We start from the raw sequence: 22,462 nt of genomic DNA, 5'->3' as shown, positions 1-22,462 counted from the left end.
CTTGGGCTGAGTGCGCCCATGATGCGCGAAACGCCCCGGGGTCGTGCAATGTCTTTTTTCTTCATTGTGTGGTTTTCAGCACGGAACGTTGCGTCGGATTCCGCCGTCTACACTCTGCGAAGTCCCCGGAAACCGGGCGTCTCAGCCACATAACACTTTGCCCGCAACGGGCGCTGCCGGAAGAAACGATCATGAAATTGCACGGGCTGATCTGTTGTCTTGTGTTGACCCTGCTAAGCGGCGCGGTGCTGGCCACCGATCAGGCACCGATCAAGGAAAAGGCCGAAGCGAAAGCCGAGGTGCTGGAAGAAAAGGCTGCCGACAAACCCAATGCGCCCCCGGCGCCGAAGTCCGAAGCCATCACCCCGAAAGAAGTTCAAGCCGTCGACCCTGCCGGCACCGCGCCGCTGGACGACCCGATCACCTGCCTGGCACGCAGTATCTATTGGGAAGCCAAGGGCAAGGACACGGCGGAAATGGAAGCCGTGGCCAATGTGGTGATGAACCGTCTCGGTCACGACGGTTTTCCGGGCACCGTTTGCGAGGTGGTCAAGCAAGGCTCGGAAACCAAGAGTTGCCAGTTTTCCTGGTGGTGCGACGGCAAGTCGGATCAGGTCAAGGAAGACGCCGAATATGCGCTGGCCAAGGAGATTGCCGGCAAGGCCCTGAACCGTCAGCTCCCCGATCGCACCCACGGCGCTTTGTACTTCCACGACCACAACGTCGACCCGAGCTGGGCGAAGAAGTACACCAAGACCGCCGAGACCGGGAAATTCCTGTTCTACAAACCCAAGGACGGGGAGGCGCGCTAGGCGCAGACTTCCCGCACGCAGTTGCGCAACCAGCGATGTGCCGGGTCGGCGTCCATGCGCGGATGCCAGAGCATCGACACGCTGATGTCCGGCATGCGCAACGGCAGGGCAAAACTGAACAGACCTGTTCGCAGTTTGCTGGTGTGGCGTTCCGGGACGGTGGCGATCAGGTCGGATTCGCGAACCAGTGTCAGCGCCGCGGAAAACCCGCCGAACGAAGTGACGATGTCCCGCGTCAGGCCGAAGGCGAGCAGCGCTTCGTCCACCGGGCCGCTGCTGCGTCCGCGCCGTGACACCAGAATGTGCTGGCCCGAAGCGAAGCGTTTGGCGCTGACCTTGCCGCTGCTCAACGGATGCCCCTCACGCACCACACCGATCCACTGATCGCGGAACAGGATGCGACTGTGCAGCGTCGGGTCGGTGCTGTCGTCGACCACGCCGGTTTCCAGGTCCACACGGCCTTCGCGCAACAGGGTGCTGTCCTTGTCGGCCTTCTGTACAAAACGCAGACGCACGTCGGGCGCCTCTTCGGCGATGCGGGCGAGCAGGGCGGCGGCGAAGGTTTCGACAAAACCGTCGGTGTTGCGCAGGGTGAAGGTGCGCCGCAACTGGCCGGGATCGAGCACTTCTGCCGGGCGCAGAACCGCTTCGGCTTCCTGCACCAGATAGCTGACCCGGTCGCGCAACTCCAGCGCACGCGGGGTTGGCACCAGCCCGCGACCGGCGCGCACCAGCAGCGGATCCCCGGTGGTTTCCCGCAGTCGGGCCAGCGCCCGGCTCATGGCGGACGGACTCAGACCCAGGCGCGTGGCAGCCCGGACGACGCTGCCTTCGCTCAGCAGAACGTCGAGGGTGATCAACAGGTTCAGATCCGGTGCATTCATGACAAGGCGTTCCGTGCAGGTATCAAGTGCAAAGCATGCGTCTTGCGCCTTGTATTGTCGAGGCTCAGGCTATGTCCCATGACTTCTGCCCTGTGAGCCCCCCATGCACCGAGAACCCCTGAGCCCTTCAGCCCGCTGGGCGCTGACCAGTCTGGCGCTGTCGATGTTGATGCCGTCGCTGGACACCAGCATCGCCAACGCCGGACTGCCGGCCCTGGCGGCGGCCTTCGATGCGACGTTTCAGGAAGTGCAGTGGATCGTGCTGGCCTATCTGCTGGCAGTCACCACCTTGATTGTCAGCGTCGGGCGACTGGGTGACGGCTTCGGTCGGCGGCGCTTGCTGCTGATCGGCATCGGCATCTTTACCGCCGCGTCCCTTGCATGCGCACTGGCGCCGAGCCTGGCCTGGCTGATCGGCGCCCGGGCGGTGCAAGGCGTGGGCGCGGCGATCATGTTCGCGTTGACCGTGGCGCTGGTGGCCGATGCGGTGCCCAAGGCCCGGGCCGGCAGCGCGATGGGGTTGCTGGCCACGATGTCGGCCACCGGCACCACCCTCGGGCCGTCGCTTGGTGGATTGTTGATGGCGCATGTCGGCTGGGAGTCGATCTTTGTGATCAACGTGCCGTTAGGCTTGCTCAATGCATGGCTGGTGTATCGCTACCTGCCCAAAGACCGAACCGTACGCAAGCCGGTAGTGTTCGATTATCCCGGCACTGCGGTGCTGATGCTGACGCTGGCGGCCTATGCACTGGCGATGACGGTTGAAGGGTTCACCCGGACGTTGTTGCTGATCAGTCTTTTGGGCGTGGGGCTGTTCATCCTGATTGAGAAGAAGAGCAAGGCGCCGCTGATTCATTTGTCGTTGTTCACCGATTCACGCATCAGCAGCAGTCTGGCGCTGACCTTGCTGGTGACCACGGTGATGATGACCACGCTGGTGGTCGGGCCGTTTTACCTGAGCCGAGGCTTGGGTCTCAGCAGCACTCAGGTCGGACTGGTGTTGTCGGTCGGGCCGTTGCTGGCGGCGTTCAGTGGTGTACCGGCCGGGCGTCTGGTGGATCGTTTCGGGGCGCGGCGAATGGTGCCGGGTGCGTTGCTCGGGCTGGCCTGCGGTTGCGGTTTGCTGGCGCTGTTGCCGGTGAGTCTCGGACTGCTTGCCTATGTGTTGCCGATAACGGTGGTGGCATTGAGTTATGCGCTGTTCCAGGCCGCCAACAATACCGGGCTGATGGCGGGTGTCGGGCCGGATCAACGCGGGGTGGTCTCGGCCATGCTCGGGTTGTCACGCAATCTGGGGTTGATCACCGGGGCGGCGGCCATGGGCGCGGTGTTTGCCCTGACCACGGAAGATCCGACCCGGGCAACGGCCGCGGTCATCGCGAGCGGTTTGCACATGACCTTCGGCGTTGCTGCGGCGTTGATGTTTGCGGCGCTCGGGCTCGGCGCCTTCACACACCTGCGTTTCGCGTCTCCCGCGCAGGAAAGAACAGTTCAAAGCAGGTGATGCCATCGGCGCTGCTGACGCTGTAGCGGCCCTGATGCAATTGCATGATGGTCGCCACGATCGACAGGCCCAGTCCGTTGGATTGGGCCGAACGCTCGCGGGACGGATCGGCGCGGTAGAAACGTTCGAACAGCCGCGACAGATGCTCGGGGGGAATCGTCGCCCCCTGATTGCGCACCCGCAGGTAGCTGCCATCCGGCTCGGCGATGGCTTCAACCTGCATCGTCGAATCGGTCGCGCCGTACTTGATCGCGTTGGCGCACAGATTGGCCAGGGCCCGGCGCAGCAGCATCGGCTCGGCCCAGATCACGCCGCTACCACGAGCCTCGATGGTGACGCCGACATCGGCGGCCAGTCCTTCGAAATAATCGGCGATGCGCTGCATTTCATCGCAGGCGTCCAGCTCCTGACGCTGGCTCAAGGCACTGGCCGGGTCGGTACGGGCGAGAAACAGCATGTTGTCGAGCATCCGCGCCAGCCGTTCGAGTTCTTCGACGTTGGAGGCGAGCAACTGCTGATAGGCCTCGACGCTGCGGTTCTGTTGCAGGGCGACCTGGGTTTCGCCGAGCAGGTTGTTGATCGGCGTGCGCAGTTCGTGGGCCATGTCGGTGGAGACCTGGCTCAGTTGGGTGACCCCTCGGTCGAGCCGGTCCAGCATCGCGTTGAAGGCTTCGATCATCGGCTGCAATTCACGGGGTGTGCCGTGGCGGTCGAGGCGTTCACCGAGGTTGGCGATGCCGATCCCGTGGGCATGCCGGGCAAGCCGCCGCAACGGCAGCAGGCCGCGATACACCAGCAGGCAGCCGACCAGCGCCAGGACAATCGCCGCCAGTGACGCCAGGCCATACACGTTGAGCCGGTAACTGGCGAGCATCGCCGTGCGTTCGCTCATCACCTTGCCGATCAGCACTTGCAGATTGCCCTGATCGCCGGAGTCGATACTGGCCGCCACCGCCGAGAACGGCACGCCGTTGATGCTCGGCAGATGTTGCACATCGTTGAGGGCCATCACATGGTTGATCGGCACGGCGGGTACGGTCGGCAGGGTCAGATTGCTGGGATTGACCACGAACAAGGGGGGCTGACCCGGGGCGCCGATGGTCAACAGCGCTTCGCGGTTGCCGAGCATATTCTGGAACAGCGCCGGTTTGTTCTGGATCAGCTCCAGGGTGTTGCTATCGTTGAGGATGGTGCGCAGCTGATCGATGCGGCTGACCAGCTGAATGTCATCGCGGCGGGTCAGTTGTTCATCCAGCGCGTTGTACAGTGCAGCGCCGAGGCCCGCCAGGGACGCGAAGGCGAGCACCGCGAACACCAGCGCCAGGCGCAGCGTCAGGGAATACGAACCGGCGACTTTCATGGCTGGGTATCGAAGCGGTAGCCGATGCCGCGCACGCTGTGGATCAGCTTGAGCGGGAACGGATCGTCGATCTTCGCCCGCAGGCGGCGCACGGCGACATCGACCACATTGGTGTCGCTGTCGAAATTCATGTCCCACACCCGGGAGGCAATCAGCGAGCGCGACAGCACTTGCCCTTCGTGGGTGGCGAACAGTTGCAGCAGGGCGAACTCCTTGTTGGTCAGGGTGATCCGGCTGCCGGCGCGGGTGACCCGGCGCTTGAGCACATCGATCTGCAGATCGGCCACCTGCAATTGTTCTTCTTCATGGATCGGCCCGCGCCGTGTCAGGGTGCGCAGGCGCGCCACCAGTTCGGCGAAGGAAAACGGCTTGATCAGGTAGTCGTCGGCGCCCAGCTCCAGGCCTTTGACCCGGTCGGCGATGTCGTCACGGGCAGTGAGAAACAGCACCGGCGTGTCGGCTTCCTTGCGCAGCCGGCGCAGGACTTCCCAGCCATCCATTTTCGGCATCATCACGTCCAGCACGATCACGTCGAAGTCGTGTTCCAGCGCCAGGTGCAGACCGTCGGCGCCGTCCCGGGCCAGGCTCACGTTGTAACCCAGTTCCTGCAAGCCGTTGAGCAGGTAATTGCCGGCCTTGGGTTCGTCTTCGACGACAAGGATATTCATGGGCACTGCGCCTCACTGGTCAGTTGGTGCAACCGCTGCCTTGCACTTGGTAGTCCAGCACATGTTCGCGGCCCTGGTGGTCGAGGTAGTTCAGTCGTGCGGGAATGACGCCGCAAGCCTGGGAAATATCGGTGCTGGAGAGGACTTTGTCGACATCCAGGTGCACGTAGAAGCCGTTGGTGTCGTGAATGACCGTGCGCTCGGGCATTTCGGCAGCGAACACGGAACCGGTGGCGAGGAGGGCGGTGAAGGCCAGGATCAGGGTTTTCATGATGAGTCACTCGTGTCGGTGAAGTGGATCGGCAGGTGTGCCGGAACAACTTCAGGCTACCGAGCGATCCGCTCGGCAAACCGACAACTCAATGACAAAGTTGTAATGAAACCCTGAAAACACAAATCCCCTGTGAGAACAGGGGATTGTTTTGACCGCAGCTGTTTTCAACTGCCGTGGGTACTGAGAATGCTCGCAATCTGCTGCGGCTGGCAGTTGAGGTACGGCGAGGACTTCAGCCAGTGCTGGTCCGGGTACCAGGAAAACATGTACTGGCCGTCCTTCAGGCTGTCGATCACCCGTCTGGCGACTTGCGGACGCACCGCCGGGCAACCCTGACTGCGGCCCAGGCGGCCCGTACGTTTGCTCCAGAACAGATTCACGTAGTCGGCGGCGTGAATCACGATAGCGCGGTCGCGGGCCATGTCGTTGACGCCCGGCTCCAGGCCGTCCATGCGCAGCGAATAACCGTGGGTGCCTTCGTAACTTTCCTGGGTGCGGAACAGGCCGAGGCTGGACTGAAAACTGCCTTCACGGTTGGAGAACCGGGTGGCGAAGTTGTCCCCGGACTTCGAGCCGTGGGCAACCAGGTCGCGCAGGATCAGTTTTTTCTGCGTCAGGTCGAAGATCCACAGGCGTCGCTCGGTGGACGGTTGCGAATAATCGATGATCGCCAGGTGACGGGACTGTTTCGCGCCGTTGTTGATCGCGCATTGCATGGCGTTCAAAGCGCCTTTCAGCGCCTGGGGATTGAGTTCCGGAGCGGCGTGGGCGAGGCTGTTGTAGAGAACCGGCGAAGCGGTGCCGGCGGCAAAAACCTGACTGGTCCCCAGCCCCAGGGCAGCGGCAGTCAGCAGAAGTCGGCGCAAAAACGTCAACATTTAAAGTGAATCCTCACTGGCTACATGGTTGGCACTTTGGCTCCTGACGTCCAGTCGTCCCCGGCAGGCCCGCGAATCGGACCTGACTGTATCACCGCACCTGATGTAAGGTTGACCGTCAATCAAGACGGCCATGGATTGGAGTAAAGCAGTTGTTCAAAAAGTACGCATGCTACTTGAGCATTTGTCTGCTCGCTGCGCCGTTTGTCGTTTGTGCCGATGAGCCTCTGTCGGCGCTGCCGACGCTGCCGGCCGAAATGCCTGTCGAGCCACAAAGTCCGTTGCAGGCCGTGCTGATCAGCCTGCCTCAGGCTTGTCCGGCGATTGCGGCGCGACTCAGCGGCCCGGCGCTGGACCAATTGCACACGTTCTATCAGCAACAGGACTGGATGCCGGTGTGGGCGTCGGCCGGACAATTGCCGGCCTTGCAAGCGCAATTGCAGCTGTTGGCCGACGATGGCCTCAATCCCAAGCGCTACCCGGTTGCCGACACGGTTCCGCAAGATGGCGACCTGTGTGCCGACATCGACATCAGCCGCAATTATCTGCAGGCCCTGCAGGACCTGCATTACGGTCGTCTGCTGCAATCGCATTTCGAACCGTTGTGGCATTCCGACGATACGCCCCGCGACCGTCAGGCGGAGTTGCTCGCCATCGCCGTGCCGGGCATGCATGACGTTGCCGCTGCCTTTGATCTGGCCCGCCCGCGCCTGGCGCAATACCAGAACCTGCGCCATCTCTACGCCGCGCAACGCCTGCAGGCCTTGCCGCACTGGCAGTCGGTGGGCAACGGGCCGCTGCTGCGCCCGGATATGGAAGACAAACGTGTGCCGGAGCTGGCGCGGCGGCTGTACAGCGAAGGTTATTTGAGCAGTGTGGTCGGCACGCCGGACAACGCTTATCACGGTGTTTTGGTCGAAGCCGTGAAAAGCTTCCAGGCCAACCATTCGTTGCAGGCTGACGGTGTGGTCGGGCCGGGGACGATTGCCGAAATGAACATCAGCCCGCTGACCCGTCGTGAACAGCTGCGGGTCAACCTTGAGCGTTTCCGCTGGCTGGCCCAGGACATGGAGCCCGATGGTTTGCTGGTCAACGTCGCCGCCGCCGAACTGACCCTGTACCAGGGCGGTCAGCCGGTGTGGCAGACCCGTACTCAGGTCGGTCGCGCCGAGCGTCAGACACCGCTGCTCAAATCCCGGGTCACGCGCCTGACGCTGAACCCGACCTGGACCGTGCCGCCGACCATCTGGAAAGAAGACAAGCTGCCGGAAATCCGCAAGGACCAGACTTTCCTCAGCCGTCAGAACCTGCAAGTACTCGACGCCAACGGCCAGCCGCTGGCCGCTGCCGATATCGACTGGGACAACCCTGGCAATATCCTCCTGCGCCAGGACGCCGGGCCGCGCAATCCGCTGGGGCAGATGGTCATCCGCTTCCCCAACCCGTTCTCGGTGTACCTGCATGACACACCGAGCAAGGCGCTGTTCGACAAGGGACCACGAGCGTTCAGTTCCGGTTGTGTACGGGTCGAGCACCCGATGAAACTGCGCGACTTCCTGCTCAGCCCGGCGGAAAGAGCCCGCACCGATACCTTGCTTGCCACCGGCACCACCCATGAGTTTCGCCTGAGCAATCCGGTGCCGATCCTCATGACGTACTGGACGGCACAGGTCGACGGGCAGGGCCGCGTGCTCTACGCGCCGGACATCTACAGCCGCGACAGCGCGTTGCTCGCGGGACTTGATCGGGCGCATTGATCCTCAACGGCTGGCGCGTTTCCAGAAAAACCGCGCCAGCCACGCATCCACGCTCAACTTGCCGGCCCCGGCGAACACCAGCGGCACCAGCGCGGCCAGGTAGATCGCCGGCAGCTTGAAGTTGCCGAAGCCCTTGTTGGTGATCGCATAACCCTGGGCCAGTTCGCTCAACGACGACCAGTCTGCCGGCCAGTGCACCGCGGCGGTGGCGACCACTGTCACCACGATCAGCGAAATCGCCGAGATCCGCGTGCCAAATCCGATCAGGATCGCCAGGGCGCAGATCAGCTCGGCCCACATCGACAGCTCCCAGTTCAGCGTCGCCGGCAAGTGATCGAAGGGAAACGGGAAGCGGTCCTGAATGTCTTCGAACCAGTTCTGGCCGTTGAATTTTTCCAGGCCCGATTCGAAGAACTCCCAGGCGATGAACAGGCGCAGGGTCAGCGGCGCCAGCCATTGGCCGGCGCGGTCGAGGTTCAGGTGCAGGCCTTTGACGGCGGTCGAAAGAGCAGTGGTCATGGTACGACTCCATTCAATTCAGTGGAAAACGGGGCACCGGCGTGCCCCGTGCAGAGGGTTATTCGCCGGCACCGCACTTGCCTTCGCCGCATTTGCCTTCCGAGGTTTTTTCCGGGGTGTCGGCCTGCGCTTGAGTCTGGCTGTAGCCGTGATCCAGTTGCTTGACGCTGAACGCCTCGGAAGCCGAAGCGGCGTTGGACAGGGCCAGGCCACCGGCCAGCAGCAGGCCGAGGGTCAGGGAGGTTTTCGCGAGCTTGGTCATGGTGAATCTCCGATAAGAAATGTGAGTTCAAAGGCTTGATCGGGGTTGCCGATCGACAGGTTCATTTGAACGTCGGGCTGTATCGGGGATGTGTCGTCAGCGGGGGGATTTGTGCTCGTGGTGTGTCCGGGCCTGCGCCGTATACAGTGCGATACACGAACGCGGTGTGATTCGGCCGGCGGGCGCAGCGTCTAGCCACCGTGTCCCCGCAATCCCATGGGGCGAGACTTCGAGACCCGGCATGCAAGCGCTGTTGAACGAGATCCTTGACGCTGTCCGGCCCCTGATCGGGCAGGGCAAGGTGGCTGACTACATTCCCGCCCTCGGCACCGTGCCGCCCGATCAACTGGGCATCGCCGTGTACGGCAACGACGGCGAAATGTATTGCGCCGGCGATGCCGAGACGCTGTTCTCGGTGCAGAGTATTTCCAAGGTGTTCAGCCTGGTGCAGGCCATCGAACACTCCGGCGAGGCGATCTGGGAACGCCTGGGCCACGAGCCGTCCGGCCAGCCGTTCAACTCGCTGGTGCAACTGGAATTCGAACGCGGCCGCCCACGCAATCCGTTCATCAACGCCGGGGCACTGGTGATCTGCGACATCAACCAGTCGCGCTTCGCGGCGCCGGCCTTGTCGATGCGCGACTTCGTACGACGGTTGTCGGGCAATCCCCAGGTGATGGTCGACGGCAAGGTCGCCGATTCCGAATACCAGCACCGCGCACGCAACGCGGCGATGGCCTACCTGATGCAATCCTTCGGCAATTTCCACAACGACGTCGAAGCGGTGCTGCGCAGCTATTTCAGCCACTGCGCGTTGCGCATGAGCTGCATCGACCTGGCCCGGGCGTTCTGCTTCCTGGCCAACGACGGTTATTGCAAACACAGCGGCGAACAGATCCTCACCCGCCGCCAGACCCAGCAAGTCAACTCGATCATGGCCACCAGCGGTCTGTACGACGAAGCCGGCAACTTTGCCTACCGCGTCGGTCTGCCGGGCAAGAGCGGTGTCGGTGGCGGCATCGTCGCGGTGGTGCCGGGGCAATTCACGGTGTGCGTGTGGTCGCCGGAACTCAACGCGGCGGGCAACTCGCTGGCGGGCATGGCGGCGCTGGAAATGCTCAGCTCGCGGATCGGCTGGTCGGTGTTCTGAGCCTGTGTTGCTTTGAGGGTGGGCAAGCTATACATTTTCCGGCCGCCCTCTATATGGTGAATCCGCTCCATGTCTCTCGCGCTCGAACGTCTCGTCGCTGGCACGCCCATCCCTTTCGCCGGTAACCGCGTCACCGTGGTCAGCCCCGAACTGGCCGAGCGTTTCCGACCCGGCGACCACCTGTTGGTAGAGCAGGTGAGCGGTGAGCTGTTGCTGATTCCGGTGGTGGATCAGCAGGCAGCTTCGGTGGCGATCGAGCGTGCAGCGTCGGCGTTTACCGCGATGTCTGCCGTGTCGGATGAAGCGATCAGCCGCTTCTTCGATCTGTTCGCTCAACGGCTGGAAAACCCGGACGCCTGGGCACTCATTGAAACCGCCAACCTCGCCGACATCGAACGGGCCAAGGCACGCGGTCGTTCGACCACCCGTTTGCTCGCTGACGAGCGCATGCGCCGCGACATGATCGCCGGCCTGCGCGCCTGGCGTGATGCGCCGGCCACTCGCGGCAAGGTGATCAGCAGCGTCGAACACGACGGCTGGAAGGTCGAGCAGGTGGTGTCGCCGCTGGGCATCGTCGCGTTCGTGTTCGAAGGCCGGCCGAACGTTTTCGCCGATGCCGCTGGCGTACTGCGCACCGGCAACACTGCCGTGCTACGCATAGGCAGCGATGCATTGGGCACCGCGCAAGCCATTGTCACCCACGCCCTGAACCCGGCGCTGGCCGATGCCGGTCTGCCGGCCGGTGCGGTGTCGCTGGTGGAGAGCGTCAACCACGCCGCCGGTTGGGCGATGTTCGCCGACCGGCGTCTGTCGCTGGCGGTGGCCCGTGGTTCGGGCCGTGCGGTCAGCCAGTTGGGCAGCATCGCCCAGCAGGCCGGCACCGCCGTCAGCCTGCACGGCACTGGTGGCGCGTGGTTGATCGCTGATCGTGATGCCGACGCCAAACGCTTTGCCGCCGTGGTGCGTAATTCGCTGGATCGCAAGGTCTGCAACACCTTGAACGTCTGCCTGATCCAGCGCGACCGTGCCGCCGAACTGATGCCGTTGTTCCTCGATGCCTTGCAGCAGGCCGGCACCGCGCGCGGTCAGGGCTGCAAGTTGCACATCGTCGAAGGCAGCGAAAGCTACCTGCCGGGCGACTGGCAGAACGCGACGGTCGAGGTCTATCGCGCCGAGGGTTATCAGACCGAAGCCCTGGCCGAGCCGCTGCCCGAAGCCCAACTGGGCCACGAGTGGGAGTGGGAAGAAACCCCGGAAACCAGCCTGATGATCGTCGACGATCTGGATCAGGCCATTGCGCTGTTCAACCGCTACAGCCCGCAGTTCACCGTGTCGCTGATCAGCGAGGACGCTGCCGTTCAGGAGCGTTTCTACAGCGCGGTCAACGCGCCGTTCGTGGGCAACGGGATTACCCGTTGGGTCGATGGCCAGTACGCGCTGAACAAGCCGGAACTGGGGCTTTCGAACTGGGAAAGCGGTCGCCTGTTTGCCCGTAGCGCGATTCTTTCGGGTGACGGTGTGTTCACCGTCCGCAGCCGCATGACCCAGGTCGATCTGGGCGTAAAACGCTAAAACCAGAACGCCGCGCCTGTCGCAATGACAGGCGCGGCGTTTTTGTATCACTTGGCGGTGGCGGCGGCCTCGATCAGGCTGGCCACGGCTTTCGGATTCGACACCATCACCACATGGGACGCGCCTTTGACCACCACGGTCTTTTTGGCGTGCGCCCGTTCGGCCATGAACGCCATGGCTTGCGGCGGAATGTTCTTGTCCTTGTCGCCGTACACGAACCACGACGGAATCGATTTCCACGCCGGCTCGCTGGCCGCTTCGTTCAGCGCGGCCTCGGTGACCGGGCGCTGGGTGGCGGCCATCAGTTTCGCGTCGGCGTTCGGTACATCGGCGGCGAACTGGTCGTGGAACTTGTCCTGCTGGATATACAGATCCTTGCCACCGTCCTTCAGGGCAACGGGCGGCGCGAGGGTCGGGCCGAGGGTGCTTCCGGGGAATTTGCCGGCCAGCCCGGCCACGGTTTCACCCGCTTCGGGCGCCAGCGCCGCCACATACACCAGCGCCTTGACGTTGGTATTGCCATAAGCGGCTTCACTGATCACCGGCCCGCCATAGGAATGACCGACCAGCACCACCGGCGATTTGATCCCGGCCAACACGTCGGCGACCGATTGCGCATCACCCTTGAGCGTGCGTAGCGGGTTGGCCGCCGCGATCACCGGATAACCGTCCTTTTCCAGAATCTTCACCACGCCGTTCCAACTGCTGGAATCAGCAAAGGCACCGTGCACCAGCACCACGGTGGGTTTCTCGGCAGCCATCGCCGAAGTGGCGCCGGCCATGGCGGTGGCGAGGGCCAAGCCTGCAAACAACTTGTTCATCGGGTGTTCCTTGTGTCGGGAGGAAGGATGCGGCGTTCGGGCTTATTCAAGGCGTTCGCTGTATCAGGGATGTGTCTGCCTCCCGGCGCGGGTGCATGGAACTGTGTCTGGCAGGGCGCTGGCTACACGCTGATACAAAGCAAACGCCCCGGCAGGTGCGGGGCGTTCGGTTCAGGCGGCATTGACCGTTTGGCCATGCACTGCGCAGGTCGACGGTTGCTCGGCCAGCGAGACGAAGGTGCGACGGTCGGCGGTGAGGGCATCGATGGAGCCGGTCTCGATGTCGTAGACCCAGCCGTGCAAGTTCAGCAAGCCTTTTTCCTGGGCCAGACGCACGCTCGGATGAGTCTGAATGTTCGCCAGTTGCGCGATCACGTTCTCGCGCACCATCGAACTCAACTTGGCGGCGTCATTGGCGTGTGGCCGTGATTCGTTGACCACTTTCGCCGACTCGGCATGTTGCAGCCAGCCGCTGACGGCGGGCAGGTGATCCATGCATTTGCACTGGGCGATGGCGGTCATGGCGCCGCAATCGGAGTGGCCGCAGATCACGATGTCGGTGACGCCGAGCACGGCGACCGCGTATTCCACCGTCGCCGAAACCCCGCCCGGGTGCGGACTGTAGGACGGCACGATGTTGCCGGCATTGCGGATCACGAACAGTTCGCCGGGTTCTTGTTGGGTCAACAGTTCGGGCACTACACGGCTGTCGGAGCAAGTGATGAACAAGGTGCCCGGGGTCTGGGTCGTGGCGAGGTATTTGAACAGTTCGGTGCGTTGCGGAAACGCTTCGCTCTGGAACTTCAGGAAGCCTTCGATCAGGTTTTTCATGGTGTTGTCCTCTCAGTTCGAACAGCCGGTACCGAATTCGCTGTATTGAAGAATGTGTTTTGCGCCGTGGCTGTCGAGGTAGGTCATCTCGACCGGCACTACGCCGCAGATGTCGGCCACCGGGGTGATGCTCACGACTTGCGCGATGTCCAGTTGCATGCCGTAGCGATAGGCGACGGCCTCTTCATCAGCCTGGGCCTGGACGGCGAGGCCGGCGAGCAGGGCCAGGGATAGCAGGATTTTTTGCATGGGGCAGCCTCCAGACAGATGGGGTGACGACTTGGCAATTCAGGTTTGGATGGGCCCGCACGCGGGGTGCGGGCCCGGAGGGATCAGAACGGACGCAGCGGGAGGAACTTGCCGTCGAGGGTGACCACGGCGCGGGAACCGCCTTCAGGGTCTTCGACTTTCTTGATGTCGAGCTTGAAGTTGATCGCGCTGATGATGCCGTCGCCGAACTGCTCGTGAACCAGTGCCTTCAGGGTGGTGCCGTAGATCTGGATCATCTCGTGGAAGCGGTAGATGGTCGGGTCGGTCGGCACACCGTCGAGGCTGCCGCGCAGCGGGATGATTTGCAGGGCGGCGACGTCTTCGGTGCTCAGCTCAAGCTTGTCGCCGACCACTTCGGCAGCGGCTTTTGGCAGCGGGTGCTGGCCGAGGAGGGCGGCGGTGACGTAGGCCAGGCTCAGGCCGGTGCCGTCGGCCAGGTCCTGCCACGACAGGTTTTTCTGTGCCTTGGCATCCAGGGCACGAGTGGTCAGGGCGATGCGGCTGTCGTTGTAGGCTTGGGATTGCATGGTGCTTCTCCTTTCGGGGTTGGCTTGCTGTGTGGGGTTCATCTTCTGCCGATTGATCCATAGCGTCCAAGACCGATATACAATGCAAGGCATAAGCACTGCCTATAGATGGAGAGCCCCATGCTGCTGCGACATTTGCGATACCTGCTGGCCGTTGCCGATCACGGCGGCTTCACCCGGGCGGCCGAGGCGCTGCACGTGTCGCAGCCGACCCTGTCGCAACAGATCCGGCAACTGGAGGAAAGCCTGGGTGTGGATCTGTTCGATCGCACCTCACGCTCGGTCAAACCCACCGATGCCGGGCAGGCGTACATCGAATGTGCGCGGCGGGTGCTGGTGGAGCTGGAGGCGGGCAAGCGCGCGCTGCATGACGTGAAGGATCTGTCCCGAGGCTCGCTGCGCCTGGCCATGACCCCGACGTTCATGGCGTATCTGGTGGGGCCGTTGGTGCGTGACTTCGTGGCGCGGTATCCGGGGATTCATCTGGAGATTTTCGAGCTGTCGATGGATGACATCGAGGCGGGGCTGGCGGATGACTCGCTGGATATCGCGATTGCCTTCACCCCGGTGCGCAATCCGGACATTGAATGCATTCCGGCGTTTGTCGAGACGCTGGGGGTGATGGTCGGGCGGGAGCATCCGTTGTATGACAGCTCATGGGTTTTGAGCCCGAATGACATCGCGCAGCTTGATTTCGCACTGTTGGCGCCGGGTTACATCACCCGGGTGTCCGTCGATGAATACTTTCGCCAACACGGCATCACGCCCAAGGTGCAGATCGAGGTGAATTCGGTGAGTACCTTGCTCGAAGTGATCCGGCATGCGCCGTTAGCGACCATGTTGCCGGAGGCGATCGCCACCGAGGATCGGGCATTGCGCCGGTTGCGTGTGGAGAGTGAGGCGCCGCAGCGGGGGGCAGCGTTGTTGCGGCGCAAGAATAACTATCACAGTGCGGCGGCGGTGGCGTTCATGAATCTCGCGCTAGGCCTGGGAAGCCCCTCACCCTAACCCTCTCCCAGGGGAGAGGGGACTGACCGAGGTGAATGTTCGAGATTCATCGACCTGAAATATTGAGTCGGACACAAAAAAGGGCCTGCTCCTTATCGGAAGCAGGCCCTTTTGTTTATTGAAGTTTCAACTTAGCAGAACCGATCAATCACCCGGACTTCGTTCTTGTTCTGCATCGAGTCCCACGCCTGTTTCAGCGTTTGCAGAACATTACCGATGAAGTCCTTGTCGGCCGCGGCTTTCTTGCCGACATAGCCGTGGCCGCGGCGGTACATCTTCAGGCGGGCCAGCAGGTTCTGGTTGTTCCGGTCGAACTCTTCTTCACCAGCATGGGGCGACAGGCAGTCGATATGGACCTGACCCGACTTGCTGATCCACAGAATATGGCTGTCGTGGCTGTCTTTTTGCGCAGCGAACATACGAGCCAGTTCTTCGATAGTAGGTTGATTGTTCAGATTCATGATATTGCCCCTTGACCAGTCTGGTGATCTTTCAAAGTTGATTCGCTAATACAGGTAGCCCATCGGTTAGTTGATCCCTGGCACCGAAACCAGGACGTCAGCGGTCGCCCGTGTGAAGTACGGGGTCATGCGTCTGTTGCATGTAGTCGTGTTGAATAACTGCTACGCAATAGCGTCACAACGAGGAGAAGCAGCGAAAACCGGGAGGCTCCTTGACGACGTTTTCAGGGTCGACCACAAGCGTCTTGAGAATTTTCGCCAGCGCTTCTCGTCCTTGTACTGGACGTTCAGGCCAGGTCAGCTTCTTCAATCTGCCTTGTGGGCAGCGTGTATCCGGAAAAAACAGCTCGGCGGTCAGACGAGCTTGCTCAAGCGTGTTGCCAGTGCTCCCGATCGGGGAGACGTCTGCATCATGCAAAAGCCAAACGACGCCGTCAACGGTTTTGTAGTGATTATTTTTGGTCACTACATATTGTCGGACAAAGTCATTCTGGAATGAGAAAAGGGCTGTTCAGGCAGCGTGAGAAGGGCTGCGCAGGCTGTAGAAGGTGCAGGGGTAACCGTCTACGTTTTTCTGCTGGCGAGTGAAGTCGCCGCCGCTCACCTCGGGGATCACCCTGGCCCAGAACCGCTGCGCAGGCAGGTTGGCGTCGACATGGAAAATCTGCCATTGACCGGGCAAATGGCTCAAGAGGGCAGAGGCGACAAACTGCGCGACGCCTTGGCCACGCCAGCGTCGGCTGACGAAGAAATAGCCGATGTTGTAGTCGGCGCCTTCGATGAGGAGGTGGTCATCCACGGTCACGAACCCCGCCAGCTCGCCGTCGACGTGAATCAGGAACGGCCGCGTTGCCGGTTGGCGCCAGTAATCGTCCTTCAACTGGATCGGGAAGAAACCATGACCGCCCAGCTTCAGCGGTAGCCACTCACTGAAGTCATAGGTGTAGAACTGCATCAGGTTTTCGATGGTGTCCAGTTCGTCGCGCCGGGCGACGCGCAGTTCGATGACAGACATGCCGCAGGCTCCTGACAATCACTGCAGAAACAGTAGCGCGCAGCGGGCTATTTGGCAGCCGGTTTTGCCGAACGTTTGCTGGTACCCGTGGTTTTGCGCCGGGTGGTCTTGCGCTTGTTCTTCCACGGTGCTGCGGCTTTGCCGGCGGGTGGCGAGCCGCTGATGGTCAGGCTCAGCCCGGCACAACGGGTCACTTGCTTGCTCATCCACGCGGCCTGCTTGGTGACGAATTCTTCCAGACTCATCTCGCCGCTCTGCACCATGTCCAGCGCCTGTTCCCAGATCGCGGTGGTTCCGGGGTCGGCAATCGCCCTGGGTACCGCGTCGATCAGGCTGAACGCGGCGGGCGTGGCGGACAATGCCTTACCGTTCTTCACCAGATAACCGCGATCCAGCAGGCCCTGGATGATCGAGGCGCGGGTGGCCTCGGTGCCGATGCCGGTGGTGTCCTTGAGTTTCTGCTTGAGCAGCGGATCCTCCACCAGTTTGGCGACGTTTTTCATCGCCTTGATCAGATCGCCTTCGGTGTAGGGCTTGGGTGGTTGCGTCCACAGGTCCTTGAGCTTTACGTCTGCGATAGCACATTCGGCGCCCTGGCTCAGCGTCGGCAGGGTTTGTGGCGCGGGAGCTTCACGGCCCTTGGCCGGGGTCAGTGCTTCCGGCAGCGCGCGTTTCCAGCCCGGTTCGATGATCTGCTTGCCAACGGCGCGCAGGGCTTCACCGGCGCAGTCGAAATCGGCCTGGGTGCGGTCGTATTCATGATTGGGCAGGAACTGCGCCAGATACCGGGCGCGAATCAGCGTGTAGACCGCGCGGTGTTTGCCGGTCAGGCGTTCGAGACTCTTCGCGGCGGCGGTGGGAATGATGCCGTGGTGGGCGCTGACCTTGGCGTCGTTCCAGGCGCGGGAGCGGCGCTGCGGCTCCAGATGATCGCGCAACGCTTCGAGGCCCGGATCGGCCTGACGCAACGCCGCAAGAATCCCCGGCGCCTCGCTGTGCTGGCTAAGGGGCAGGTAACCGCAATCGCTGCGTGGGTAGGTGATGACTTTGTAGGTTTCGTAGAGGGCCTGGGCGATGTCGAGGGTTTCCTGGGCACCGAGGCCGAGCTTCTTCGAGCAGACTTCCTGCAAGGTGCCGAGATCGAAGGGCAGGGGCGCCACTTCGCGCATGCGCTCGGTGCGCAGCTTGACCACCCGGGCGCTGGCAGCGCTGTTGAGCGCCGCAGCCGCTTGTTGGGTGAGAACCTGATTGAGGCAACGATCCTGATCGTCACAGGCATCGTTCGGCGCACGCCATTGCGCCGTAAAGGCCGTGCCGTCATGCAAAAGTTGCACATCGATCGCCCAGTACGCGACGGGTATGAAATCGGCAATGCTGCGATCGCGATCCACTACCAGCCTCAACGTCGGCGTCTGCACCCGGCCCACCGGCAACACGCCTTGATAGCCCGATTGCCGGCCGAGCAGGGTGAACAGGCGACTCATGTTCATCCCGATCAGCCAGTCCGCCCGGGAGCGCCCCAGTGCCGAGTGATACAGGCTGAAGGTTTCGGCGCCCGGCTTGAGCGCCGCCAATGCCTTGCGGATCGATGCTTCGTCCAGCGCCGACAGCCACAAGCGGCGGATCGGCCCGCGATAGCGGCAATGTTCCACCAGTTCCCGGGCGATCATCTCGCCTTCACGGTCGGCGTCGGTGGCGATGATCAGCTCGCTGGCCTCGCCGAGCAGGCGCTTGACCGCTTTGTACTGGCTGGCGGTGCGCGGCTTGACGGTCATTTTCCATTTGTCGGGGATGATCGGCAGATCCGCCAGCACCCAGCGCTTGTATTTGGCGTCGTAGGCGTCCGGGGGAGCGGTTTCCAGCAGGTGGCCGATGCACCAGGTCACCGTGACGTCCGTTCCCAGCCAGCAGCCGTCGCCGCGACGCTTTGCGCCGAGCACGGCCGCAATATCCTTGGCCTGGGAAGGTTTTTCACAGAGGTACAGCCGCATAACCACCGTCGTCGATCATTGCCCGAAGAGGCGCACAGAATGGCCTGACTTGGGCGTCGGGGCAACTTTTATCTGTATGGATATACAGATAAAAGGATTGCCGGTCATGACAGCCCGCGTCGGGGCAATCGGGGACGCTATCGAGAAATTGAATGGCGCTCACGACCGGCACTGTGTCAGGTTCGAATCGCCTCAACAGGGCGAGTGACAGGACGATCTCGCCAGAAGATCGCCGTTTTACTGTCTGACACTGACTCTTCAGCAACAAGGACGTACACCATGTCTCAACCTTCCTCCCAGGCCAGCAGCGCCTTCACCGCGGTCGACACCTTCAGCCACCTGTATGACCGTGGTACCGGGACCGTCAACGGCAAACCGTCGTTCACCGCCGACCAGGCCGCCGACGAAATCCTGCGCAAGGGCATGTCGTGGCAGGACAAGAATGCCGACGGCAAGATTGATCTGACTTACACCTTCCTGACTGACAAACCTTCGAACTACAACCCGAAACTCGGCAACTTCAGCGAGTTCAGCGCCCAGCAGAAAGCCCAGGCCGTGCTGTCGATGCAATCGTGGTCGGACGTGGCCAAAGTCACTTTCACCGAAGGCAAGGGCGGCGACGGTCACATGACCTTCGGCAACTACGACGTCAGCACCGGCGGCGCGGCGTTTGCCTACCTGCCACAGGGCAGCAGTTATGACGGCCAGTCGTGGTACCTGATCAACGATCAATACCAGGTCAACAAGACCCCGGACACCAACAACTACGGACGTCAGACCCTGACCCACGAAATCGGTCACACCCTCGGCCTGTCGCACCCGGGCGCCTACAACGCCGGCAACGGCAACCCGACCTACAACGACGCCAAGTACGCCGAAGACACCCGTGGCTACAGCCTGATGAGCTACTGGAGCGAAGCCAACACCGACCAGAACTTCAGCAAGGGCGGCAGCGGCGCCTACGCTTCGGCTCCATTGCTGGACGATATCGTCGCCGTGCAGAAACTCTACGGTGCCAACCTCGAAACCCGCGCCGATGACACCGTGTACGGCTTCAACTCCAACGCTGACCGCGACTACTACAGCGCTACTTCGAACACCTCCAAAGTGGTGTTCTCGGTATGGGACGGCGGCGGCAACGACACCCTGGATTTCTCCGGTTTCAGCCAGAACCAGAAGATCAACCTCAATGAGGGTTCGTTCTCCGACGTCGGTGGTCTGGTGGGCAACGTTTCCATCGCTTATGGCGTGACCTTGGAAAACGCCATTGGCGGCTCGGGCAATGACCTGTTGATCGGCAACAGTGCAGCCAACGAACTCATCGGCGGTGCCGGTAACGACATCATCTACGGCGGTGGCGGCGGTGACACGCTGTGGGGCGGTGAAGGCGCGGACACCTTCGTGTTCGGCGCCGCCAGCGACTCGACCATGACCGCACCGGACTGGATCATGGATTTCACCAGCGGCCTGGACAAGATCGACCTGTCGGGCATCGCCGGGTTCGCCACCGGCGCGGCCACGCTGAACTTCGTCAGCGGCTTCACCGGCCACGCGGGCGACGCGATCCTCACTTACTTCGCAGAGACCAACCAGACCAGCCTGATGATCGACCTGACCGGCCAGGGTTCGGTGGACTTCGCCGTGGGCGTGGTGGGGCAGGCTGTGGCGGCCGATATCGTCGCCTGATCTGATAACTGAAAGTCTGAAACCGGAAACCGCAGCCTTCGCCGGCTGCGGTTTTTTTTATGAACGGAAAAAACCGTTCGGCTGTGAACCCGGCGTGATCCGGCCGCATGGGTTATACCTGAAGCGCTCTCTTCGCCGCAGTCAGGAGAATCCGATGAAAACCTCCGGTCCCAGCCCCGTCATCACCATTGCCGAGCAGCCAGGTTGTGTGTTGGTGAAGTTCCATGGCATCCAGGTCGCCGCCTCGGCCCGAGCACTGGTACTGCTCGAAGCCAATTACCCGCCGGTCTACTACATCCCCCGCGAAGACATCGACGAAAAATACTTCGCCCGCACCGACCACACGAGTTATTGCCCGTACAAGGGCGACGCCAATTACTTCAGTCTGCAAGTGCCCGGACATGAAGGGGCGAACGCGGTGTGGACGTACGAACATCCGAAGATTTCGGTCAGCCAGATCAAGGATTACGTTGCGTTCTATCCCGATCAGGTGAAGTTTGAATTGCTGGGTCCGGAGCTCTGACAGGCCGGTTGTGGCGAGGGCCTGAAACCCCCGCCACAGGCTTCAGGATCAGTTCTTGTCGAGGTCGATATTCTTCGTCTCACGCAGACAGATCATCCCCACCACCAGACTCACCCCGGTAATCAGCACCGGGTACCACAGGCCATAGAAAATATCCCCGGTGTACACCACCAGCGCAAACGACACGGTCGGCAGGAAACCGCCGAACCAGCCGTTGCCGATGTGGTACGGCAGGGACATCGAGGTGTAGCGGATGCGGGTCGGGAACAGTTCGACCATCAGTGCCGCAAGCGGGCCGTAGCACATGGCGGAGATGATGATCAACGCGACGATCAGGGCCACGATCATCGGCTTGTTGATCTGCTGCATGTCCGCCTGTTGCGGGTAGCCGGCGAGGGTGATTGCGCCGCGCAGGGCGGCCTCGTCGAAGCCGTCGAGTTTCACATCGCCGACGCTCACCTGTACCGCGCTGCCGGCCGGCGCTGCGACGCTGGAGTAGGGCAGGCCCTGCTTGACCAGGAAGGTCTTGACCTTGTCGCACGGGCTGTCGAATTTGGCCTTGCCCACCGGATCGAACTGGAAGGTGCAGGTGGCCGGGTCGGCCACTACGGTGATCGGCGCCTGTTGGCTGGCGTGGTCGATGGTCGGGTTGGCGTAATGGGCCAGGGATTTGAAGATCGGGAAGTACAGCGCAGTAGCAAGCAGCAGGCCGAGCATCAGCACCGGTTTGCGCCCGACCTTGTCCGACAGCCAGCCGAAAATGATGAAGAACGGCGCGCCGATCACTACGCTGATGATCAGCAGACTGTTGGCCACCGCCGGGTCCATTTTCAGGAATTGGGTGAGGAAGAACAGCACGTAGAACTGCGCAGCGTAGAAGGTCACCGCTTGCCCGGCGTTGATGCTGAACAGGGCGATCAGCACGACTTTCAGGTTTTCCCATTTGCCGAAGGATTCGCGGATCGGCGCCGTGCTGGCCTTGCCTTCCTCTTTCATCTTCAGGTACGCGGGCGATTCGTGCAGGCTCAGGCGAATCCAGGTGGAAATGCCCAGCAGCACGATCGACAGCAGGAACGGAATGCGCCAGCCCCAGACTTCGAACTGATCGCCGGTGAAATAACGGCAACCGAGCACCACCAGCAGCGACAGCAGCAGACCAAGGGTGGCGGTGGATTGAATCCAGCTCGTATGGAAACCCCGTTTGCCGATCGGCGCGTGCTCCGCCACGTAAGTCGCGGCGCCGCCGTACTCGCCGCCGAGGGCCAGGCCCTGAAGCATGCGCAGCACCACCAGAATGATCGGCGCTGCGATGCCGATGCTGGCGTAGGTCGGCAGCAGGCCCACGGCGAACGTCGCCACGCCCATCAGGATGATGGTTGCAAGGAATGTGTATTTGCGCCCGATCATGTCCCCCAACCGACCGAACACCAGCGCCCCGAACGGCCGCACGATGAAGCCCGCGGCAAATGCCATCAGCGCGAAGATGAACGCCGTGGTGTCGTTGACCCCGGCGAAGAACTGCTTGCTGATCACCGCCGCCAGGGCGCCGTAGAGAAAGAAGTCATACCACTCGAACACCGTCCCCAGGGACGAGGCGAAGATGACCTTTCGGGTATCGGGGCTGGCGTCCGTGCTGCGCACGGCATCCAGCGGCTGAGCGTGTTCTGACATATCGGTATCCCTCACAGT

General features: G+C 62.1%; 24 protein-coding genes. 9 read left to right on the top strand and 15 right to left on the bottom strand.

Annotated elements, in window-relative coordinates:
* Positions 1-191 precede the first annotated feature (191 nt).
* Positions 192-812 carry a cell wall hydrolase gene (locus M5B98_RS04925; protein ID WP_085711468.1) on the top strand — a complete coding sequence of 207 codons (621 nt, stop codon included), beginning with the start codon at positions 192-194 and terminating at the stop codon, positions 810-812.
* Here the strand turns inward: M5B98_RS04925 and M5B98_RS04920 are convergent.
* The gene (locus M5B98_RS04920) at positions 809-1,696 is read right to left on the bottom strand and encodes a LysR family transcriptional regulator (protein ID WP_248742023.1); all 888 of its coding nucleotides are present in this window, start codon (positions 1,694-1,696) and stop codon (positions 809-811) included. The genes M5B98_RS04925 and M5B98_RS04920 overlap by 4 nt on opposite strands.
* Positions 1,697-1,799: 103 nt before the next feature.
* On the opposite strand from M5B98_RS04920, the gene M5B98_RS04915 reads away from it, so the two are divergent.
* Complete coding sequence (locus tag M5B98_RS04915) at positions 1,800-3,200, top strand: MFS transporter (protein WP_248742022.1); 1,401 nt, start codon at positions 1,800-1,802, stop codon at positions 3,198-3,200.
* Here M5B98_RS04915 and M5B98_RS04910 read toward each other — a convergent pair.
* From M5B98_RS04910 to M5B98_RS04895, 4 genes are all read right to left on the bottom strand, one after another.
* Positions 3,145-4,560, bottom strand: a complete 1,416-nt coding sequence (locus tag M5B98_RS04910) for a heavy metal sensor histidine kinase (protein WP_248742021.1) — start codon at positions 4,558-4,560, stop codon at positions 3,145-3,147. The genes M5B98_RS04915 and M5B98_RS04910 overlap by 56 nt on opposite strands.
* On the bottom strand, positions 4,557-5,228 hold the full coding sequence (locus tag M5B98_RS04905; protein ID WP_085711464.1) for a heavy metal response regulator transcription factor: 672 nt from the start codon (positions 5,226-5,228) through the stop codon (positions 4,557-4,559). The genes M5B98_RS04910 and M5B98_RS04905 overlap by 4 nt, the downstream gene beginning before the upstream one ends.
* Before the next feature lie 19 nt (positions 5,229-5,247).
* Complete coding sequence (locus M5B98_RS04900) at positions 5,248-5,499, bottom strand: DUF2790 domain-containing protein (RefSeq protein ID WP_248740846.1); 252 nt, start codon at positions 5,497-5,499, stop codon at positions 5,248-5,250.
* Between the two features lie 167 nt (positions 5,500-5,666).
* Positions 5,667-6,380, bottom strand: a complete 714-nt coding sequence (locus M5B98_RS04895; RefSeq protein WP_085711462.1) for a murein L,D-transpeptidase catalytic domain family protein — start codon at positions 6,378-6,380, stop codon at positions 5,667-5,669.
* 152 nt (positions 6,381-6,532) lie between these two features.
* Between M5B98_RS04895 and M5B98_RS04890 the strand changes: the two genes are divergently transcribed.
* Positions 6,533-8,137: a L,D-transpeptidase family protein gene (locus M5B98_RS04890; protein WP_248742020.1), complete on the top strand. Its 1,605-nt coding sequence runs from the start codon at positions 6,533-6,535 to the stop codon at positions 8,135-8,137.
* A 3-nt stretch (positions 8,138-8,140) separates the two neighbouring features.
* Here M5B98_RS04890 and M5B98_RS04885 read toward each other — a convergent pair whose 3' ends face one another.
* Together M5B98_RS04885 and M5B98_RS04880 are read right to left on the bottom strand one after the other, a co-directional pair.
* Positions 8,141-8,656, bottom strand: a complete 516-nt coding sequence (locus M5B98_RS04885; protein WP_248742019.1) for a DoxX family protein — start codon at positions 8,654-8,656, stop codon at positions 8,141-8,143.
* Between the two features lie 58 nt (positions 8,657-8,714).
* On the bottom strand, positions 8,715-8,918 hold the full coding sequence (locus tag M5B98_RS04880; protein ID WP_248742018.1) for a hypothetical protein: 204 nt from the start codon (positions 8,916-8,918) through the stop codon (positions 8,715-8,717).
* A gap of 241 nt (positions 8,919-9,159) precedes the next feature.
* Between M5B98_RS04880 and glsB the strand changes: the two genes are divergently transcribed.
* Together glsB and M5B98_RS04870 are read left to right on the top strand one after the other, a co-directional pair.
* Complete coding sequence (glsB, locus tag M5B98_RS04875) at positions 9,160-10,068, top strand: glutaminase B (RefSeq protein WP_085711458.1); 909 nt, start codon at positions 9,160-9,162, stop codon at positions 10,066-10,068.
* A 69-nt stretch (positions 10,069-10,137) separates the two neighbouring features.
* Positions 10,138-11,640, top strand: a complete 1,503-nt coding sequence (locus M5B98_RS04870) for an aldehyde dehydrogenase family protein (protein ID WP_248742017.1) — start codon at positions 10,138-10,140, stop codon at positions 11,638-11,640.
* 47 nt (positions 11,641-11,687) lie between these two features.
* Here M5B98_RS04870 and M5B98_RS04865 read toward each other — a convergent pair whose 3' ends face one another.
* The 4 genes from M5B98_RS04865 to cynS form a co-directional block, all read right to left on the bottom strand.
* Complete coding sequence (locus M5B98_RS04865) at positions 11,688-12,461, bottom strand: alpha/beta fold hydrolase (protein WP_248742016.1); 774 nt, start codon at positions 12,459-12,461, stop codon at positions 11,688-11,690.
* 171 nt (positions 12,462-12,632) lie between these two features.
* The gene (locus M5B98_RS04860) at positions 12,633-13,292 is read right to left on the bottom strand and encodes a carbonic anhydrase (protein WP_119427328.1); all 660 of its coding nucleotides are present in this window, start codon (positions 13,290-13,292) and stop codon (positions 12,633-12,635) included.
* Between the two features lie 12 nt (positions 13,293-13,304).
* Positions 13,305-13,541: a DUF2790 domain-containing protein gene (locus M5B98_RS04855; RefSeq protein WP_248742015.1), complete on the bottom strand. Its 237-nt coding sequence runs from the start codon at positions 13,539-13,541 to the stop codon at positions 13,305-13,307.
* An 83-nt stretch (positions 13,542-13,624) separates the two neighbouring features.
* Positions 13,625-14,089, bottom strand: a complete 465-nt coding sequence (gene cynS / locus M5B98_RS04850) for a cyanase (RefSeq protein ID WP_248740851.1) — start codon at positions 14,087-14,089, stop codon at positions 13,625-13,627.
* A gap of 120 nt (positions 14,090-14,209) precedes the next feature.
* Here cynS and cynR point away from each other — a divergent pair, with 120 nt between their 5' ends.
* Entirely contained in the window at positions 14,210-15,097 is an 888-nt protein-coding gene (gene cynR / locus M5B98_RS04845; RefSeq protein WP_248742014.1) for a transcriptional regulator CynR, read from the top strand.
* Between the two features lie 131 nt (positions 15,098-15,228).
* Here the strand turns inward: cynR and M5B98_RS04840 are convergent, their stop codons facing one another.
* On the bottom strand, positions 15,229-15,558 hold the full coding sequence (locus M5B98_RS04840; RefSeq protein WP_047293552.1) for a hypothetical protein: 330 nt from the start codon (positions 15,556-15,558) through the stop codon (positions 15,229-15,231).
* A gap of 127 nt (positions 15,559-15,685) precedes the next feature.
* On the opposite strand from M5B98_RS04840, the gene M5B98_RS04835 reads away from it, so the two are divergent.
* Positions 15,686-16,057, top strand: coding sequence for a hypothetical protein (locus M5B98_RS04835; RefSeq protein WP_248742013.1), 372 nt, complete (start codon positions 15,686-15,688; stop codon positions 16,055-16,057).
* A 12-nt stretch (positions 16,058-16,069) separates the two neighbouring features.
* Here the strand turns inward: M5B98_RS04835 and M5B98_RS04830 are convergent, their stop codons facing one another.
* Together M5B98_RS04830 and M5B98_RS04825 are read right to left on the bottom strand one after the other, a co-directional pair.
* Positions 16,070-16,573 carry a GNAT family N-acetyltransferase gene (locus M5B98_RS04830; protein ID WP_248742012.1) on the bottom strand — a complete coding sequence of 168 codons (504 nt, stop codon included), beginning with the start codon at positions 16,571-16,573 and terminating at the stop codon, positions 16,070-16,072.
* A gap of 47 nt (positions 16,574-16,620) precedes the next feature.
* On the bottom strand, positions 16,621-18,564 hold the full coding sequence (locus tag M5B98_RS04825) for a DNA topoisomerase III (protein ID WP_248742011.1): 1,944 nt from the start codon (positions 18,562-18,564) through the stop codon (positions 16,621-16,623).
* Positions 18,565-18,843: 279 nt separating this feature from the next.
* Between M5B98_RS04825 and M5B98_RS04820 the strand changes: the two genes are divergently transcribed.
* Together M5B98_RS04820 and M5B98_RS04815 are read left to right on the top strand one after the other, a co-directional pair.
* Positions 18,844-20,250 (top strand): serralysin family metalloprotease, encoded by a 1,407-nt coding sequence (locus tag M5B98_RS04820; RefSeq protein WP_248742010.1) that lies wholly within the window; start codon positions 18,844-18,846, stop codon positions 20,248-20,250.
* 154 nt (positions 20,251-20,404) lie between these two features.
* Positions 20,405-20,773, top strand: a complete 369-nt coding sequence (locus M5B98_RS04815) for a DUF427 domain-containing protein (protein ID WP_114883767.1) — start codon at positions 20,405-20,407, stop codon at positions 20,771-20,773.
* Between the two features lie 48 nt (positions 20,774-20,821).
* On the opposite strand, the gene M5B98_RS04810 is transcribed toward M5B98_RS04815, so the two are convergent.
* A complete protein-coding gene (locus M5B98_RS04810; RefSeq protein ID WP_248742009.1) occupies positions 20,822-22,444 on the bottom strand; it encodes an MFS transporter in 1,623 nt (540 codons plus the stop codon).
* Positions 22,445-22,462: the final 18 nt, after the last annotated feature.

It is taken from the genome of Pseudomonas sp. MWU12-3088, from assembly GCF_023242405.1.
GTDB classification, from domain to species: Bacteria; Pseudomonadota; Gammaproteobacteria; order Pseudomonadales; family Pseudomonadaceae; genus Aquipseudomonas; species Aquipseudomonas kribbensis.
This window is presented reverse-complemented; position numbering and strand designations above follow the sequence as displayed.

Excerpts from the sequence above, each read along its gene's own strand:
- M5B98_RS04925 (WP_085711468.1), top strand. The coding sequence starts at position 192 with ATGAAATTGCACGGGCTGATCTGTTGTCTTGTGTTGACCCTGCTAAGC.
- M5B98_RS04920 (WP_248742023.1), bottom strand. The coding sequence starts at position 1,696 with ATGAATGCACCGGATCTGAACCTGTTGATCACCCTCGACGTTCTGCTG.
- M5B98_RS04915 (WP_248742022.1), top strand. The coding sequence starts at position 1,800 with ATGCACCGAGAACCCCTGAGCCCTTCAGCCCGCTGGGCGCTGACCAGT.
- M5B98_RS04910 (WP_248742021.1), bottom strand. The coding sequence starts at position 4,560 with ATGAAAGTCGCCGGTTCGTATTCCCTGACGCTGCGCCTGGCGCTGGTG.
- M5B98_RS04905 (WP_085711464.1), bottom strand. The coding sequence starts at position 5,228 with ATGAATATCCTTGTCGTCGAAGACGAACCCAAGGCCGGCAATTACCTG.
- M5B98_RS04900 (WP_248740846.1), bottom strand. The coding sequence starts at position 5,499 with ATGAAAACCCTGATCCTGGCCTTCACCGCCCTCCTCGCCACCGGTTCC.
- M5B98_RS04895 (WP_085711462.1), bottom strand. The coding sequence starts at position 6,380 with ATGTTGACGTTTTTGCGCCGACTTCTGCTGACTGCCGCTGCCCTGGGG.
- M5B98_RS04885 (WP_248742019.1), bottom strand. The coding sequence starts at position 8,656 with ATGACCACTGCTCTTTCGACCGCCGTCAAAGGCCTGCACCTGAACCTC.
- M5B98_RS04880 (WP_248742018.1), bottom strand. The coding sequence starts at position 8,918 with ATGACCAAGCTCGCGAAAACCTCCCTGACCCTCGGCCTGCTGCTGGCC.
- glsB (WP_085711458.1), top strand. The coding sequence starts at position 9,160 with ATGCAAGCGCTGTTGAACGAGATCCTTGACGCTGTCCGGCCCCTGATC.
- M5B98_RS04870 (WP_248742017.1), top strand. The coding sequence starts at position 10,138 with ATGTCTCTCGCGCTCGAACGTCTCGTCGCTGGCACGCCCATCCCTTTC.
- M5B98_RS04865 (WP_248742016.1), bottom strand. The coding sequence starts at position 12,461 with ATGAACAAGTTGTTTGCAGGCTTGGCCCTCGCCACCGCCATGGCCGGC.
- M5B98_RS04860 (WP_119427328.1), bottom strand. The coding sequence starts at position 13,292 with ATGAAAAACCTGATCGAAGGCTTCCTGAAGTTCCAGAGCGAAGCGTTT.
- M5B98_RS04855 (WP_248742015.1), bottom strand. The coding sequence starts at position 13,541 with ATGCAAAAAATCCTGCTATCCCTGGCCCTGCTCGCCGGCCTCGCCGTC.
- cynS (WP_248740851.1), bottom strand. The coding sequence starts at position 14,089 with ATGCAATCCCAAGCCTACAACGACAGCCGCATCGCCCTGACCACTCGT.
- cynR (WP_248742014.1), top strand. The coding sequence starts at position 14,210 with ATGCTGCTGCGACATTTGCGATACCTGCTGGCCGTTGCCGATCACGGC.
- M5B98_RS04840 (WP_047293552.1), bottom strand. The coding sequence starts at position 15,558 with ATGAATCTGAACAATCAACCTACTATCGAAGAACTGGCTCGTATGTTC.
- M5B98_RS04835 (WP_248742013.1), top strand. The coding sequence starts at position 15,686 with ATGCGTCTGTTGCATGTAGTCGTGTTGAATAACTGCTACGCAATAGCG.
- M5B98_RS04830 (WP_248742012.1), bottom strand. The coding sequence starts at position 16,573 with ATGTCTGTCATCGAACTGCGCGTCGCCCGGCGCGACGAACTGGACACC.
- M5B98_RS04825 (WP_248742011.1), bottom strand. The coding sequence starts at position 18,564 with ATGCGGCTGTACCTCTGTGAAAAACCTTCCCAGGCCAAGGATATTGCG.
- M5B98_RS04820 (WP_248742010.1), top strand. The coding sequence starts at position 18,844 with ATGTCTCAACCTTCCTCCCAGGCCAGCAGCGCCTTCACCGCGGTCGAC.
- M5B98_RS04815 (WP_114883767.1), top strand. The coding sequence starts at position 20,405 with ATGAAAACCTCCGGTCCCAGCCCCGTCATCACCATTGCCGAGCAGCCA.
- M5B98_RS04810 (WP_248742009.1), bottom strand. The coding sequence starts at position 22,444 with ATGTCAGAACACGCTCAGCCGCTGGATGCCGTGCGCAGCACGGACGCC.